Source organism: Sulfurimonas sp. (assembly GCF_014859695.1).
Lineage (GTDB): Bacteria > Campylobacterota > Campylobacteria > Campylobacterales > Sulfurimonadaceae > Sulfurimonas.
This window is the reverse complement of record NZ_JACUTS010000001.1, coordinates 27,564-43,785: the sequence shown is the minus strand read 5'-3', so window position 1 is coordinate 43,785 and position 16,222 is coordinate 27,564. Positions and strand designations below refer to the sequence as shown.

Genomic DNA, 16,222 nt, shown 5'->3' with positions numbered 1-16,222 from the left:
TTTGGAAAAAGTTAAGACAGATAAAAGAGAATTTATAAAATACTCTACTTTAGGAGTACTAGGACTTGTTTTAGGCGGGGGCATGGTATTTAGCCCCTATGTCTTAAGGGCAGAAAATAGGTTGAGACCGCCGGGAGCCGTAGATGAAAAAAAATTTCTAGCGCTCTGTATAAAGTGCGGTCAGTGTCTTCAGGTATGTCCTTACCACTCTATAAAACTTGCCGATTTTCTAAGCGGGCATGGTGTTGGAACACCATATATTGATGCAGATGAGAGAGGTTGCTATGCTTGTAGCGCGGTGCCTTGTGTTCTTGCATGCCCAAGCGGAGCGCTTGATCATCATACTGAAAAACCAGAAGATATCAAGATGGGAATTGCCGTGTTAGAGTTTCCAGACACCTGTCTTGCTATGACAAATACTCCTATACCAAAGGGGTACAATAAGCAAATGCATAAATTTACAAACTCTGTTGTAAATATTCACGAACTTGAAGTAGAACTTCTTGAAAAATTTGACTCTTTTGAAGACAAGGAGTGTACTCTATGCGCCGACATGTGCCCTATTCCAAATCCTATGAGTGCCATAGCTATGGTGAGTGACAGCGGCGGAGGCAACAGACCTGAAATCTATGACGGATGTATAGGATGCGGTGCGTGTCAAGAAGTTTGCCCAACAACAATTGCATCAATTGTAGTCAAACCAAGAGTGACTTATGAAGAGTACTACTTAAACAAAAAATAAGGCCATAAAATGAAAAATTGTAATTTAAAATCAAAATCTAAAAGTTTATTCTATATCGGCGGTGTTTTGTTCCTTGCCCTTTTTACAGGTTGCAGCCAAGAGAGCGATAAAAAAGAGAGTGCAAATGCACAATCTCCAAAAACAGCTGCTTTGCAGAGTATTGAAGTTGTTGAAAACAAAAATGCTCTCGCTGTTAAAGTTGAAGAAAAAGAACATGATAAAAACCAGAGTAAATCCTACTACTATGACTACAACATACAGAGTGAATATGATCTAAATGCAATGCCTGCAAATGAAGATGCCTCTGTGAGGACAAAACCAAGAAGTGCCGTAGACGCAAACATATATGTTAGAAGCCCTTATGAAAGCATACAAGTTTCAATGCTTGTAAAACAGTTAAGCAAAGAGTTTATCGTCAAATGCTCTGCATGTCATAATGACTATGCAAACGGTGTTATAGGTCCCTCTCTTCTTGGAAAAGACTCTGAGTATATTTTTAATAAGATTGCAGAGTTTAAAAAAGACTCATCTAAAAATGTATTGATGAACGGTCTTATCAGCCAAATGGATGATGAAGAGATAAGAAGGCTCTCCGATGAAATATACGAATTTAACAAGATGATAAAAGAGATGAGGAGATGAGCATGAAAAATACGATAGCGGCAATAGCAACAATCTTAGTATTTGCTCTAATGGCATGGACTCTCTCAAAAGGAGGAGCTTACCATGGCGGCGAACATGCCAAAGGTATAGGAAGCTTTGCAGATGCTACTACCACAACACAAGCAGCACCGGCAGAAAAAAGTGATGAAGAAAAAGAGACGGATCAGCTAAGGGCACTTAAAGACAAAGCCGGAAATATAGGAGCCATAAAAGTAAGTATGGAGTACAAAAGTAAATGTGCCGCATGTCATGGAGCAAACGGCTCTGGAGAGCAAGACGGAAGAAAGCTTATGGGACCAAAACTTTATGGACAAAGTGCTGATAAGATATACAAAGATTTAACTGATTTTAAAGCCAACAGAAAAGAGAACGTGATTATGAGAGGGTTGCTCATTAACACCAGCGAAGAGGAACTAAGAAAGTTTGCAGATGAAATCGGAGAATTTCCCTCACGCGCAGCTGAGAGCAATAAATAGTGTCTAACAACCAGCCGAAAAATGGAGCTTTAAATGGATAAATATAATAGTAGAGAGACGATTAAACACTCTTCGTTTTGGTCAACATTTTTTGACAAAACAAAAGACGGTAAAAAAAAGTTTAGTTACAGGATGAAGAGATGGATTTTAATCATTTCCATTCACCTGCTCTTTTTTCTATCTTTTCACGTCGATATTCAGATGCTCGAGGGAACGCTGAGCGGTTCAAGATTTCTAGGTTTTCATCTTATAGATATTTTTACTACCATAGAGCTTTTTCTAGCTACGTTCGAGCTGCCTGTAAATATGATAATAGGCACTGCGACAATTGCTGCTTTTTATCTTCTTGTCGGCGGAAGAAGCTACTGCGCATGGGTTTGTCCATATGGCATACTAAGCGAAATCGGCGAAAAATGGCATGACACTCTTGTGAATAAAAAAATTATCAAAGAGAGAAAGTTTGATCACAGAGTCAGACATATTTTTTGGGTCATATTTTTGAGTCTCTCTTTAGTTAGCGGCTATTTGGTGTTTGAGACATTTAACGTTGTTGGAATTTTAAGCCGCACTATTGCGTATGGATGGAGCTTGGCGCTTCTTTGGGTTGTAGTGGTTTTGGCTTTTGAGGTTTTTTACTCCCGAAGAGCTTGGTGTACATATATTTGTCCAATCGGTACGACATACGGTTACCTGGGGAAAATCTCGGCACTCAGAGTCGAGTGGAATGACAACTGCGACCACTGTATGGTTTGCCATGATGTATGTTTTGAAAATCAGGTTTTAGAGATTACAAAAGCAAAATATGACAAACAAAGAGAAGAAAAAGGTATAACAAGAGAGTATATTACAGGTGCAGACTGTACGCTTTGCGGAAGATGTATTGATGTTTGCCATACAGATGCGCTAAACTTTGATTTTAGACTTAAGAGCCTGGTGTAAAAAATGATAACTATTTCAAACCTTACAAAAAAATTCGGCGAGCATATATCTCTTGACAGTGTGAGTTGCGAGTTCAATAAAAATGATTCTATAGCACTAATGGGTGCTAACGGTGCGGGAAAAACAACCCTTATCCGCGCAATTCTGGGGTACTACCATCCTGATTCGGGAAGAGTTCTTGTAGATGGTTTTTGCCCGATTAAAGAGAGGGTAAAGGTGCTGCAAAATGTCAGTTTTGTACCGCAGCTTCCCCCTCCCATAAAATTAAATATCCAAGAACTGATGCAGTATGTCTGCATGAGCACCGATATAGACAAAGAGCTTATTGAGCACTACTCAAACGAGATGAAGCTTGACATCAAAGGAAACCTTTACAAGTCATTTTTTAAACTAAGCGGTGGAATGAAGCAAAAACTGCTTATTTCAATCAGTTTAGCCAAAAAAAGCAGCATCATTATATATGACGAGCCTACTGCAAATCTTGATCCAAAGGCAAGAGATGACTTCTATAGACTTTTACAAGAAAATGAAGATGAAAAAATTCTTCTTTTTGTCACACACAGGGTAGAAGAGGTTCAAGGATTGGTAAACAGGCAAATATATATGGACATGGGAAAAGTAGTTGCAGATGAAAGACTTTAAATCTTTATTTTTTATCTTAAATTTTATGCTTCTGTTTTTTATATCAGGCTGCAATTCATCAAACTCTCTCTCTTCTGAAGATAGTGGCGGCAAACACAATGAGGTCTGCCCAAAATGCAAGATGGAGCTTCCTGCATCAAATATTTATACGGCAAAGCTTCAAGTACAAAATAGAAACTACGGTTTTGACGATGTTGGATGTCTTGTTCTTTGGAGCCAAGAAAAAAACATAAACATCTACAAAGCAGAGGTTTTTACGAACGATACGCAAAAATACATAGATGCGTCAAAAGCATACTTTAGTTTCAATGAGAAGACCCCAATGAACTATGGATTCGGTGCGTATGAACTCAAAAAAGAGAACACTGTAAAAATAGACGAGGTTAAACTCAGAATACTCAGAGGCGAACATATGGGAAATCCAAAAATTAGAAAACAGATACTCGAACACTAAAGGATTGATTTGAAAAATTTATATTTAATCGCATATCTAGATCTCAAAGAGTCTATAAGAGCCAAATGGTTTTTGGTCTACTCTCTTGTATTTGGAGGGTTAATTGCCCTCTTTTTTATAGCAGGAGTGACGGAATCTCAGGTCATGGGGTTTAGCGGACTCAGCAGACTTCTGCTTATGTATATCCAAATCACGATAGTTATACTTCCTATATTTATACTCATAACCACGGTTCGCTCCATCTCCGGTGACAGAGACAACCATATACTTGAGTATATGCTCTCGTTTCCTATATCGCTCAGGCAGTATTACTGGGGCAAGATCATAGGAAGGTTTATCACGGTATATCTTCCCGTTCTTTTTGCCATGATTATTGCTATAATTTTTGGTTTTATAAAAGGTGCGGCAATTCCGTGGAGTATCTTTTTTTTATATACTGGGCTTCTCTTCTCACTCTCTAGCGCTTTTTTAGGTATAGCATTTTTCATCTCTTCGTTTGTAAAATCATCCGAAGTTGCTCTTGGAATCTCGTTCTTTGTCTGGATATTTCTGCTCGCTTTTATAGATATAGCGCTTATCTCGCTTATGATGCAGCAAAGAATAAACGAGGAGTTGATTATATTTATAGCTATGATTAACCCCATGGAACTCTTCAGGGTGGCCGCTATATCTCTTTTTGATCCTGAACTTACAGTTATGGGACCTGTTGCCTTTTATATACTTGACCTTATGAGTCAAAGCGTGTTTGTTCTTGTGTCCATCGGCTATCCTCTTCTTTTGGGGCTGGCTTTTGCTTACGGCGGTTTTAAAATATTTGAAAAAAAAGATTTGGTTTAAAAGGAGTTTTTATGTACAAAAAAATATTCGCATCACTGGTAATTGCTCTATCTCTCTTGCCTATTTCAAGCTTGAGCGCAAACGACTCTTACAAGATGGATTTTGATAAAGAGAGCACGTGTGTAGTAAGGAAAATAAAGGTATATGAAGCGCCCATGTGGGCTTGTAAAATAGAGCTGACAAACGGCAAAAAACTCTTCTTTTCATCTCCAAAGTCAATGATGGAGTTTTATCTACAGCCCGGCAGATGGTTTGATATCGGTGTCAAAGAAGAGGAAGATTTTAAAGAAATTTTAGTTACCGATTTTGACACACTCAAGCCCATAAATGCAAAAGGCGCCTTTTTTGTATACGGAAGTAATGTGATTTCACCTGCGGGCGATGATTTGGTACCGTTTGCAACATATGAAGCAGCCAATAAATTTGCTTCTAAACACAACGGTAAAAGAGTATTTGCTTTCAACCAAATATCGGACGCTCTCATCAGACTGCTCAACGGAAGGCTCTAATAGAGTGCACATTAACACTCTATTAACAAAAAGTTAACATCTAATTCATACAAACCACATATACTTGTAACAATAAATCTCTTTAACAAGAGATTTAGTATTAAAGCCCGCTATAGGGTAAAATTCAAAGGATGTGTAAAATGAGAAAGATTCTATTGGCGTGTTTATTGACTGTGTCGGTATGGGCTGCAGAGAGTAACGTTTATAAGGTAAGCTACAAAGCTCCTGTTGATAAGGTTCTAGAGAATATGCTTGCAAAGTTCAAGCAAGAGATGCTTGTTGTTGTTTGGCAGCTGGATATTTTAGAGGAGTTTAAACAAAAAGGTCTAGATAAGAAGTTTGGCGCTGAGTTTAACAAAGCAGGTTTAACTGCAGTTAGAACGCTTGTTGCATGTAACGGTAAATTCGGTAACGACATTATCAACCAAGATTCAGATATGATGGCTTACTGCCCAATTCGTATCACACTTACTGAAAAAGATGGTGTAACTACAGTTTTATACGTTCGTCCTTCATCGGCTCCTAGAGACTCTAAAGCGTACCAATCTCTTGTAAAATTAGAGAAAAAAGTTACTAAGGCTATTGAAGATTCAATGGAAATGGAGTAACTAAAACTCCCTTCAAACTCCCGCTTTTGCGAGAGTTTGATACCTCTTATAAACTATATAATTCCCCAAAAAATACTTAATTATAAACAGTTAAAAAGTAAAACCCTCACATCTTAAAACTACTAATACAGCATACAAAACAGTTCAAAGCATAGCCAAATATGCATAGATAGTTATAGCTAAAGTGTATGCACTATTTATATGTTAGACAGCTGCAAAAGAGAGAAGATTGAACTATAAATATTTATTTAAACAAGAAATATTATTGGGAATATAGGCTCTTGAGAAGAGAGCCTATAAAAATTAAAACAGGAGAGTTTATTGCCAGACTAGTCCGGCAATCTTGTAGGAGAAAATTAAGTGTTAGAAGTTGTATACCGCTACAGCACGGTAGTGGTTTTGACGTCTTTCATGATCGTCAAATGCACTTGGAGTAGTACCGTTAAACTCACTTACACGTCTTGCATTAAATACTCTGAAAAACCAGTTTTCATTTGCTCTATAGTTAACACCTATATCAACCTCGTACGCATCATCCATAGCTAATTTTGTTAGCGCTGCAACATTACCTGCAGATGATGCAGATTTACCGTAGTTAGCATAGTCAACACTTACTCTCAAGCCTTTCATAATAACGTAGTGAGCACCTACTTTATATGCATCTACATCTTCACGGTATGCGTTACGAGAGAAGATAGAGCTTGTATATGCAGGGTCTGCTCCCCAAGCATTAAAGTATTGCCCCTCTTGGTTAGCTCCAAGATCATCTTTTTTTCCAGACTGATTGTATGCAGCAAAAACTCCCCACTTTTTAGTACCAAGTGCGACTTTTGCACCGAACATATTAAAGTCTCTCTCGCCTGCCAAACTATCGCCAGTATCTTTTTGCATTAAGTACTGAGCATTTAAGTTTACTGCCATACCTTCAGAGACTGGGATTTTATAGCCTACCTCTGCATATATGTCATTTGCTATATCATCAGAGTGATAAACCCAAAAATCAGCTTTAAGATTTTTTATACCCGTATATGTAGCACCAATCACAGTACGCCCTGCCGTGCTGTCTTTACCAGCTATTGTTCCCATATTGTAAAACTTAGCTTGCTCAATGTCTCCGCCTAACTGTTCAATGTTAACAGCAACGCCTGCCGTTCCTGTATTTTCACCTATTATTCCCCAATCCGGTGCTGCACGGGAACCAAGAGACATTTTTGTGATCTGACCTGCAGTTAAACGAAGACCCTCTATTACGTTTGTACCTAACATATACGCCTCATAGAAGTTTGGCATAAGAGATGTATTTATCTTTGTAAGCGGAGTGTCAAGTGTTTGACGTCCAAATTTTGCATCAAAATACTGATGTTTGTATGAGAGATAAAACTCACCCATAAGTGCTTTTGATTCACCATCCACATCAACAACCATCCCGTATGCGCCTTTATCATAAGTTGGAGCACCTTTTTCATCCCATTCTGTTAAACCAGCATCACCATTGACATACATACCAACACCGACTTTTAGACCATCTAGCCAAACATCAGGGGTTTCATACTTAAGCTTTACCAAATAACCACTTCCGTTGCTCGGTGCAAAACCATTTTTCTCATCATCTATTACGGTCATCGCCTTTAGCATTAAATCAATACTTCCACCTCTGTAACCATTAATATCAACATCTGCCGCCTGAAGCATTGCTCCGCCTGCCAAAGCTGCCGCTAAGGACAATTTTATAGCTTTTTTCATCCATAACCCTTTTTTTTAGAATTTTATCTGTAGTTTAAAACTACTTTGAGTTCAAACTGCATAAATGTAGTATAAGAGAGCTTTATAAATTGGGTGTTAACTTTTTGTTAATGAATTGTTAACAAAGCGTTATAGTAAAAGAGTTGATGCCATCTTTGTAGCTGTATAATAGAGAGTAGTCATGTTTTTCTAAAATGTAGTTTACTATGTAAAGACCCAGCCCGAAACTCTCACTCAAGTTTGTATCGCACTTTGTAAAAGGTTGCGTATAGTACTCAAGAGGATATTGTAGCTTATCGCCTTTGCTGCAAAATGCAAGTTCATTGCCTTGAAGATCAAGGTAAACTTCAGAATCTATTGAGTACTTTATGCCATTATCAATAAGATTTTTAAACGCTATGCTCATAAGATCAAAATCAACCTCAACAACTCTGTTATCAAGATTGTTTTTTATGCTCTCAGGTTCCAAAAAGAGCAGATCTGCAGCATTGTCTAAAATATCTGTCAGATGGTAGCTCTTTTTGTCTATATTGCAGTCACACGCGGTTATGTTCTCAATCTGCACAATCTCTCTGGTAAGTAGGTTTAGGCGCAAAAAAACATTTGTAAGAATATCTTTTGTACGAGACTCCTCCAAGAACTCCAAGGAGAGTCTCCCTTTTGTTATGGGTGTTTTCAACTCATGTGTTATATTTCGTATAAATATTGCTCTTGAGTTTATCATCGCTTTTATCTTTTTAACTGCTTTGTCAAACTCGTTTGAGACCTCTGCAATCTCATCTTTTCCCTTAGATGCAAGATCAATATCCATATCTCCCTCTCCAAAACGCCGAATCTGCGTCTGTAGATGTTTTAGTGGGTACATGCTTATTGCAATGGAGAGAAAGAGAGCCAAAAATACGAATACAAAAGCGCCATAAAGCCACCACATATAGTATACGTTTATCGGTTTGGTATTCATATCTTTTAAAATAAGTCCTCCGGTTACATCCGGCGTTACAAGATACCTGTATCCATCCCTCTCGTAAAGATCAAAGTAGAGCATTCCGCACGATATGGAATCGCTTTTTGGCAATTTCACTAATTTTTCTTTATCATCCCCTACTATTTTTATGTGCTTTTTCTCCAGATTTTTCAAGAACTCCTCGTTGGAGTCTATGCCCGTGTGGTGCTGCATAACGTATCTTGCCACTTTGTGATAGTGACCCTTTAGCTTCTCTTTGACCGATAAGAACTCATAGTCATACATAAATTTAAAAAGAATTGTGATTATGACAAATGCTATAGAGAAAAAGATCCCTATCTTAAATAAAATAGAGTGTCTACTCAACTCTTCATCCTGTAACCGATGCCGCGAACAGACTCTATATATGTAGGAGCTCTTGGATTGTCGAGTAGTTTTGAGCGCAAACGACTAATGATGACATCTATACTTCTCTCATCACTCTCCCAGCTCAAACCCTCAACTGCATCTAGAATCGTTCCTCTGCTAAGCACTATGCCTCTTTGATTGATAAAAAAGGACAAAACGCCGTACTCTGCTACGGTTAAATCAAGGGCAATATCTTTGTGGTGTATAACCATCTTTGATTTGTCAATTTTAAAATCTCCAAATATCTCTTCCTTAAGAGGTGCGGATGAAGATGATTTTTTACGCCTTAGCATTGCATGTATTCTAGCAACAAGCTCTCTAGGGTCATAAGGCTTAGGGAGATAATCATCCGCACCCTTCTCAAGACCCAAAACTTTGTCGCTTACCTCGTCTCTTGCAGATGAGATGATGATGGGAATATCAAAAGCGGCGGAGATCTTTTCACAAAGAAATAACCCGTCCATCTTTGGAAGCGTCAGATCAAGGATAATAAGATCAAAGTTTGTTTTTTTAAGATGCTCTATTACGGTTGTAGGGTCAGAGTTTACTTCAACTGTTATTCCGCAATTGTGAAGATAATCAGATATAAGCTCTGCTAGTATCTCATCATCTTCCACCATTAATACTCGTACATCTTCTTGTACCATTTATGCTACCCGTAATATATATTTTATTTATTAAGGTATTTTACACAAATATAAAAAATTGTTACTTAAAAACCAAATGTCTCACTTTTTAAAACTCTAAATTTTGTAAACTCTTTGTCAAGCTCTAAGCCAAGCTTTTTAGCACCCTCTTGAGATATTCTTTGAACTCCCAGAGTTAGGGTAAGCTTATCTCCACCAAGAAGAGTCTCATTAAATAAAACCTCTCTTTTTGCATAAATAAGGGTATCTTTTATAGCCTCATTCGCTTCCCACGGCATAACCTCTACGCCATCACGAGCCAATATTCTCTCAAATATAAAAGGCTCAAGCGTAATTGTCTTATCGCCCCTCTTTATTTCTGCTTTTAAAATTCCCTGTCTAAATGCCTGTCCAAAAAGAGCATGATTTGATCTGTTTATGACGTTTACACTAAAGCTATCACTCTTTTTTGAGAGATTAAAGTCAATATATTCTCCCATGTTCGTGCTTTTGTGGTAAATCCCCGCGATACCGTGATACGCATGTGTTTTTGTCTCATGTATTGTGACTTTTGAGCCGATAACCTGCGGCATATGGCATGTAACACAGCTATTTTTGTCATCTTTGCTTATTAGTGCGTCAAGCATCGTTATATCAAAACCGTGATCGTTATTTGCATGAGAGTGACATCCCATACAGGCATTTCCGCTATAGTAGTTTTCGTTGTCATAGTCAATCTTGTGATAGGGAGAGCTCTTTGGCTCCTTTTTTAATCCAAACCATGAGGACTCCATCTCATACTCTGCACTGCCCTTTTTACCCTCTTGAGCTGTATAGAATTCGCGTTTTTTATCGACTAAAATATTGCTGTTTGAACTCTCACCCACTTGAACATCTTTTATGCTGTGACAGTAGATACAAGAGATCGGCTCTTCTACCTGAGTCTCATTTTTTGTAACGATTCCGCTTTGAAGAACCTCTAAATCACTTGGAGAGTGGCACTTTGCGCAAGTGTACCCCTTCTCGTCTTTTGGGTGTTTCTCCCACATAGCTTTATGGATTGGATTGTTATAAATAGATGCGTTGCGGTGAGAAGATTCGTAATACTCATCATAGATTATCGGGTGGCAAGCCTGGCACACCTTGCTCTCGCTTGCCTCTAAGTGAGCTGCAAATAGAATTGCACCTAGCAATAAAAAAAAATAACGCATTCTTCCCTCCGTGGATTAAAATTGAAGTATTTTAACTAAGCGAAGAGCTCTTGGCGTTGATATAGGTCAGTTCTATCTCTATTTTTAAAAAAACTCTCTTAGAGCCTCTTTGTCTGCAAATTTGGTTTTGACATTGATTATCTCTTTGTCTTTGAAAAACTTAAGTATTCTAGAGAGTGTTTCAGGCGAGACGCCGAGAACTTCTGCTATCTCTATGTTTTTAGTCTCAAAAAAATCTTCCGAATGGTTGTAGATATATTTAGCGACTCTCTCTTTTGAGTCTAGAACCAAGTTGGTAGATATGATATTTTCGAGGTTTTTAATCTTTTTTATAAGAGAGGTTTGAATATTAAATGCCATATTGGGATTTGAAAAGATGACCTCTTTTAGCTTCTCAAAATCTATCTTCAAAAACTCCACATCGCTGTATGCTTTTGCGGTCGCAGGGTATGGCATACCTTCAAAATTTGCAACTTCGCCTATAAGCTCATTGTCATGAAAGTATTTAAGCACTACCTCTTTATGATTTGATGATGTTTTATAAAGCTTAATCACGCCCTTAACCAAAAGATATAGGTATTTAGGCTCATCGCCCTCATAAAATACAATATTGTCTTTGCTAACTCTGTGCTCTGTAGTAAAATTTTCTATCTTGTTAATTGTCTCTTCATCAATATTTTTAAAAAGAACTATATTTTCTAAATGTACTCTCATTTTATTCTTTTTAATACCTCATCATAGGCGATGACTTCTTCGCCCGCTTTTATATACTCTTTTGATTCATAAGCACTAAATCCAAATGCCATAGGAGTTATATTGTTAGTTGTGTAAAACGCCTCTCTTGCATTTATCCACTCTCCCGTGTAAGCATCTGTAATCCAGATAGCAGCACTCTCTTTATACTCAATGTTTTCTTCAATAAACCATAATGCCATACAGCCTATATCATCAAACTTATAGACTCTTCTTGTATTTGGGTCTTTGAGCTGCAATGCATGCTTTCTGTCACTTATGACCATAACACATCTGTCACACATATCTCTGTCCCAGTTTATTTTTGCAGGACCGTTACTATCTCCTTTCTCACAACCTAAAAACATAAACACCAGCAACGAAAATAGAATAATCTTGAACTTTACCATATATATCCCTATAGAAAAACACCATTTTTCATGTAGTATACAACTACATACATAGACAACAATATAACATAAAGAGAATTAAATAAAAGTGAGGCTTTGTAGCTTCTCTCCCTCTCTTTTGAAAAACTAACAGATATCCCATGAAATGTTCCCAAAAAAAGAAGAGTATATACTAGATACCCCACATAATAGTAGTCACTCTGCAAAAAGCAGAACGGGCAGTGGTGTGATGGAAGCTCGTAGATATATGTGCCGAAAAAAAGTATCAGAGAAATAAGCGAGATAGGTATAAAAAGAAAATTTAAAAATGAGAAAATATATCTGTTTTTTACAAAATAAAATAGAACAATCAAGAGGTAACTACCATAAAACAGAGCAACCAAAACAGAGGTATCCAGTAAAAAAAGCGAAGATATCACAGAGGTAGAAGTACTTGAATATATGCTTCCGCAGCAGCTTACCATCTTGTCAATCTCAATGGAGCTAAACATAACTGTCTCTAAAATCACCTCTGCCGCAAAGAGAAAAAACAGAGGTATGAAAAATCCAAATTTCATCCTTGTATAGGGCTGCTGCTTATCGCTCAAGTCTTGTGCATGAAGTTTTAGCCACAGAGCAAAAAGATAGATATTTAGGATTTTTAAAACAATCAGAGAAGCTCCCGTCTGCGTCGCATCGACCACGCCTGCCGCACACATGGCTCCGGTTATAACATTGGAAATCTTATCAAGCGTAAATATAAAAAAGAGAAAAAGAGCTGTTTTGGTTATTAAAATATACTTTATAATCGTAGCGCCCAAAAAACTCTGCTTCTCAAGCTCATACTGAGAGGCAGAGGATGAGTTCATGTTCCACTTTAGATAGATTCTAACACTAAGAAAAAATGCAATGGAGGCGAAGAGCGCAAATACTGCATTTAAGATAAATATTGCAAGAACTTCGGGAGTTAAAAACATCTAAAGCATACTCCCATGATGCAGCTCTATCTCTTTGTCTGCAAAAGAGAGCCCGAAAAAGAGAGGGTCATGCGTTGCGACTACGATTGTTTTTCCCTCGGCTTTTAACTCCTTTAACATCTCTATAAGATGCAGCGACAACTTTTCATCCAGATTTGCCGTAGGCTCATCCGCTAAAATAATCTTGGGATTGTTTATATTTGCTCTGGCAATTGCCACTCTTTGCTGCTCTCCGCCTGAGAGATTTTTGACAAGCTGATTGGCTTTATGCTCAATATGAAACATTTTTAAAACTCTCAAGAGTCTCTCCTCTATCTCTTTTTGGCTAAGATTCATGGGAACAAGCGGCAAAATAATATTCTCTTTGACGCTAAGAGTAGAAATAAGATTGTATTTTTGAAAAACAAACCCTATGTTATGGCGTCTATACTCGGATGCAAAGTTGTCCGCAAGCTTGGAGATTTTATCTCCATCAACCTCCACCTCTCCGCTTGTCGGCTTGCTAAGTGCGGCAATAAGTGAGAGAACGGTGCTCTTTCCGCTCCCGCTTGCACCTCTAAGCACTACAAACTCCCCCTCTTTTATCTCTAGACTTATCTTTTTTAAAGCGGTTACAGTATCTGCATTGTTCGCCGTATACTCTTTGACTACATCTTTTAGTTTTATCACTATCTTATAACCTCATCAGCTTCGAGTGTAGCGCTTCTCCATGCAGGGATAATAGTAGCCGCTATATAGATTGGTACACTTAGAAAAAATATGAGCGCCATGGTCTGCACATCAAGAACAAAAGGGAGATTAAAGGATGTCTTTAGCTGCGAATAGCCCACAAAGATGTTTTGCATAAGAGGAGCCCTTAGGACATAAACAAAAAACAGAGCTAAAATGGTACCCGTCATGTAGGAGAAAAACGAGACCACAAACCCCTCGTAAAATTTCTCCTTTAAAACATCGTCAACCCTCCAGCCAAGAGCTTTGAGTATCCCTATCTCCCTCTTCTCTTCGCTGCTGAGCCCGCTTGCTTTGTCGTAGATAATTATAAAAAACGTAAAGAGAGAGACAATAAAGAGTGCTAGAAAAACCCCGCTTTTATAGTCAAAAATATTTTGATAACTTATCTTTAGATCATCTTTTGTAACCACTCTTGCATCTGGGTACATAAGCTTTATCTTTGAAGCAATGGTCGCTATCTCGTTTGGATTTGCGACTTTTGCCACTATGTCCGTCGCTTTTGTCTCATCAATCCCAAAAATCTCTCTAATGTTTTTTTTGCTCATAACTATGACGTCGTTTGACTCAAGCTCGGTATCGCCCTCAAATGTGCCGCCTATATGAACTCTTTTTAGAGTTCCCTCAGGCTTTATAAAGTTGAAGTACTCTTTGTAGTAGCTCTCATCCATAACTCTCTTAACGCCCTCGCCTACCATCATGGAAGAGCCATCAAAATCAAGCAATTCTGCAACACCCTTAAGCGACTCTTTATGCTGCTCTTCATACTCCTCAATTCCAACGAGAGTGAAGTTTACCCCTGCATTTTCAAAGTAGTAGTAGCCCCACACTCTTGCAACTGCGCTCTGCACACCGCTCATCTGCAAAATATCATCTACAACCGCTATATCTATCTCATCTTGACGTCCAGCTTTAATCTTTTGAATAGTTATCTCGGGAAGTGAGTCGAGGGTGGAGTAGAGCTCATGCTTTATAGAGTTTGTTATAAAAAAGAGCGAGCTTAGCAAAAATATAAGAGCGCTCAAAACCAAGAAGATAAAAAATGTTTTATATTTCTGGCGAAGCAGGGAGTTTATGGCATACTCGGTTATGTAGAGGTTAAACTTGCTTCTCATTTTTCCTCTTTTAAAATATCGAAACTGCTATAAACATAGGTAGATGCAAAGTACTCTCTTAAGGTACCGTCATCTCTATAGATTGAGAAAAAATCGCTTAAGCTTCTATGTCTGATATATGAAGCCTCTGTTGCGATACAAAGGTCTGGAAGCTGCACGGTTTCTACAAACTCTCTTTTGTTTTTCAGTGCTGCTTCATCTATGCCTTTTGCTAGAGAAAGATAGCCAATCTCTGCAAACAAAAGAGCACTTAGAGCAAAAAAAGAGTAGATAAGAATAGTGCTTTTTCTATTCATCTAGCTTCTTAATCTCCATCTCTGTTATCTCATCAAACCTTAGTATCTTAGAGCCTTTGTGGTCCATGTAGAAAGTTTTTGCCTCACTCTCTTTTGCAAAAGGTATAAGCTCCTCTCCCATCGGACCATAAACATCACTTCCTACTACATAGTAAGCCTCTTTGGCATTGAGCGCTTTTTGGGAGTAGTAATCGCTCACAACTATTTTTGAGACCTCCTCTTTGTGCATAAAAAAATACTTCATCATATCTTTTACGCCATCAAATGAGAAGTGTCTGTCTCCGTAAAATATCTGCGCCGCCCATTTTGGATATTTGTAGACAAACATACCGCAAATCGGGCACTTTTCATTTTTATCAACACTTATTGTCTCGCCAATATTTTCAAGGTCGCCAAACCTTTTTACTTCCCAAAGGTAGAGAGAGAGCGGCTGTATCTCACTCTCTTTTAGTTCGCCGCAAACATTTTCATCTTTTATGTGTGCTTTGAGTTCATTGATCTCAAGATAGCTCTTCAAGTCTATCTCCTTTTCGCATCTCTTCTCAAATATTTTTTTGCCAATAGAGTAGACCTGCTTCTCTTTTTTATTCTCAACCATTGCAATATCTGACTTCAGTGAATCCTGTGCTATCTTGAGCGCTGTTTTAAAATCAACTATCTCCCCGCCCTTTTCAATACTGAAATCTTCCGCAGCCTCTTTATCTTCAAAAGCAAGCTTACTCACCTTTGCCATAGTGCCTCTGATATCGGAACCGACGACATAGTAGGCATTTTTGGCACCTATTAGCTTTTCGGTTGAAACATCAACGACCTTAATATTATCAAGGTCTATCTCATACTCCTGCATATCTATCGCAAGACATCTCATGGAGCAGTATTGTCTGTTTTTATGATTGTTGATTATTGAAGAGTGTGAAGTTTTATAGTAAGCCTCTATGCTCATGCCGCATACCGGACACCACTCTTTTTGAGAACCTGTTTGGACTAACTGAGGTTTTGTTGTTGCTGCTTTTGTAAAACCGTTCGCATCTAAAGCTGCTGCTGATAAAATGAAACTAAAAAAGAGGAGTACTTTTATAAACATAGAATTTCCTTAAATAATAATTGTATTATTCTATCCTAAAGTAATAAAAAGTAGTTTAGATGATTCTTTATATGAAGA

The 16,222-nt window shown here is 38.0% G+C and carries 20 protein-coding genes; 9 read left to right on the top strand and 11 right to left on the bottom strand.

The window, feature by feature from the left end; all coding sequences use genetic code 11:
• Nucleotide 1: 1 nt before the first annotated feature.
• The 9 genes from IBX42_RS00270 (at nt 2) to IBX42_RS00230 (ending at nt 5,870) form a co-directional block, all read left to right on the top strand.
• Nucleotides 2-742, top strand: a complete 741-nt coding sequence (locus IBX42_RS00270; protein WP_294927023.1) for a 4Fe-4S dicluster domain-containing protein — start codon at nt 2-4, stop codon at nt 740-742.
• 9 nt (nt 743-751) lie between these two features.
• The gene (locus tag IBX42_RS00265) at nt 752-1,384 is read left to right on the top strand and encodes a hypothetical protein (RefSeq protein ID WP_294927020.1); all 633 of its coding nucleotides are present in this window, start codon (nt 752-754) and stop codon (nt 1,382-1,384) included.
• A gap of 2 nt (nt 1,385-1,386) precedes the next feature.
• Nucleotides 1,387-1,881, top strand: coding sequence for a c-type cytochrome (locus tag IBX42_RS00260; protein ID WP_294927017.1), 495 nt, complete (start codon nt 1,387-1,389; stop codon nt 1,879-1,881).
• A 33-nt stretch (nt 1,882-1,914) separates the two neighbouring features.
• On the top strand, nt 1,915-2,820 hold the full coding sequence (locus IBX42_RS00255) for a NapH/MauN family ferredoxin-type protein (RefSeq protein ID WP_294927014.1): 906 nt from the start codon (nt 1,915-1,917) through the stop codon (nt 2,818-2,820).
• Nucleotides 2,821-2,823: 3 nt separating this feature from the next.
• Nucleotides 2,824-3,462 carry an ABC transporter ATP-binding protein gene (locus IBX42_RS00250; RefSeq protein WP_294927011.1) on the top strand — a complete coding sequence of 213 codons (639 nt, stop codon included), beginning with the start codon at nt 2,824-2,826 and terminating at the stop codon, nt 3,460-3,462.
• Nucleotides 3,449-3,916 (top strand): hypothetical protein, encoded by a 468-nt coding sequence (locus IBX42_RS00245; protein WP_294927007.1) that lies wholly within the window; start codon nt 3,449-3,451, stop codon nt 3,914-3,916. Before IBX42_RS00250 ends, IBX42_RS00245 begins: the two co-directional genes overlap by 14 nt.
• Nucleotides 3,917-3,925: 9 nt before the next feature.
• A complete protein-coding gene (locus tag IBX42_RS00240; protein WP_294927004.1) occupies nt 3,926-4,753 on the top strand; it encodes an ABC transporter permease subunit in 828 nt (275 codons plus the stop codon).
• An 11-nt stretch (nt 4,754-4,764) separates the two neighbouring features.
• Entirely contained in the window at nt 4,765-5,262 is a 498-nt protein-coding gene (locus tag IBX42_RS00235; RefSeq protein ID WP_294927000.1) for a nitrous oxide reductase accessory protein NosL, read from the top strand.
• A 140-nt stretch (nt 5,263-5,402) separates the two neighbouring features.
• Nucleotides 5,403-5,870 carry a DUF302 domain-containing protein gene (locus IBX42_RS00230; protein ID WP_294926997.1) on the top strand — a complete coding sequence of 156 codons (468 nt, stop codon included), beginning with the start codon at nt 5,403-5,405 and terminating at the stop codon, nt 5,868-5,870.
• A 363-nt stretch (nt 5,871-6,233) separates the two neighbouring features.
• Here the strand turns inward: IBX42_RS00230 and IBX42_RS00225 are convergent, their stop codons facing one another.
• From IBX42_RS00225 to IBX42_RS00175, 11 genes are all read right to left on the bottom strand, one after another.
• Complete coding sequence (locus tag IBX42_RS00225; RefSeq protein ID WP_294926994.1) at nt 6,234-7,613, bottom strand: OprD family outer membrane porin; 1,380 nt, start codon at nt 7,611-7,613, stop codon at nt 6,234-6,236.
• Between the two features lie 118 nt (nt 7,614-7,731).
• Nucleotides 7,732-8,943: an ArsS family sensor histidine kinase gene (locus IBX42_RS00220; protein WP_294926992.1), complete on the bottom strand. Its 1,212-nt coding sequence runs from the start codon at nt 8,941-8,943 to the stop codon at nt 7,732-7,734.
• Nucleotides 8,940-9,632, bottom strand: coding sequence for a response regulator transcription factor (locus IBX42_RS00215; RefSeq protein WP_294926989.1), 693 nt, complete (start codon nt 9,630-9,632; stop codon nt 8,940-8,942). Before IBX42_RS00215 ends, IBX42_RS00220 begins: the two co-directional genes overlap by 4 nt.
• A gap of 65 nt (nt 9,633-9,697) precedes the next feature.
• Nucleotides 9,698-10,822, bottom strand: coding sequence for a multiheme c-type cytochrome (locus tag IBX42_RS00210; RefSeq protein ID WP_294926986.1), 1,125 nt, complete (start codon nt 10,820-10,822; stop codon nt 9,698-9,700).
• A gap of 84 nt (nt 10,823-10,906) precedes the next feature.
• Nucleotides 10,907-11,536, bottom strand: coding sequence for a Crp/Fnr family transcriptional regulator (locus IBX42_RS00205; protein ID WP_294926983.1), 630 nt, complete (start codon nt 11,534-11,536; stop codon nt 10,907-10,909).
• Nucleotides 11,533-11,964, bottom strand: coding sequence for a hypothetical protein (locus tag IBX42_RS00200; protein ID WP_294926980.1), 432 nt, complete (start codon nt 11,962-11,964; stop codon nt 11,533-11,535). The genes IBX42_RS00205 and IBX42_RS00200 overlap by 4 nt, the downstream gene beginning before the upstream one ends.
• Before the next feature lie 8 nt (nt 11,965-11,972).
• Complete coding sequence (locus IBX42_RS00195; protein ID WP_294926977.1) at nt 11,973-12,920, bottom strand: hypothetical protein; 948 nt, start codon at nt 12,918-12,920, stop codon at nt 11,973-11,975.
• On the bottom strand, nt 12,921-13,589 hold the full coding sequence (locus tag IBX42_RS00190; RefSeq protein WP_294926973.1) for an ABC transporter ATP-binding protein: 669 nt from the start codon (nt 13,587-13,589) through the stop codon (nt 12,921-12,923).
• On the bottom strand, nt 13,589-14,764 hold the full coding sequence (locus IBX42_RS00185; protein WP_294926970.1) for an FtsX-like permease family protein: 1,176 nt from the start codon (nt 14,762-14,764) through the stop codon (nt 13,589-13,591). Before IBX42_RS00185 ends, IBX42_RS00190 begins: the two co-directional genes overlap by 1 nt.
• Nucleotides 14,761-15,060 carry a hypothetical protein gene (locus IBX42_RS00180; protein ID WP_294926968.1) on the bottom strand — a complete coding sequence of 100 codons (300 nt, stop codon included), beginning with the start codon at nt 15,058-15,060 and terminating at the stop codon, nt 14,761-14,763. The genes IBX42_RS00185 and IBX42_RS00180 overlap by 4 nt, the downstream gene beginning before the upstream one ends.
• Nucleotides 15,053-16,144, bottom strand: coding sequence for a nitrous oxide reductase accessory protein NosL (locus IBX42_RS00175; protein WP_294926965.1), 1,092 nt, complete (start codon nt 16,142-16,144; stop codon nt 15,053-15,055). Before IBX42_RS00175 ends, IBX42_RS00180 begins: the two co-directional genes overlap by 8 nt.
• Between the last annotated feature and the right edge of the window lie 78 nt (nt 16,145-16,222).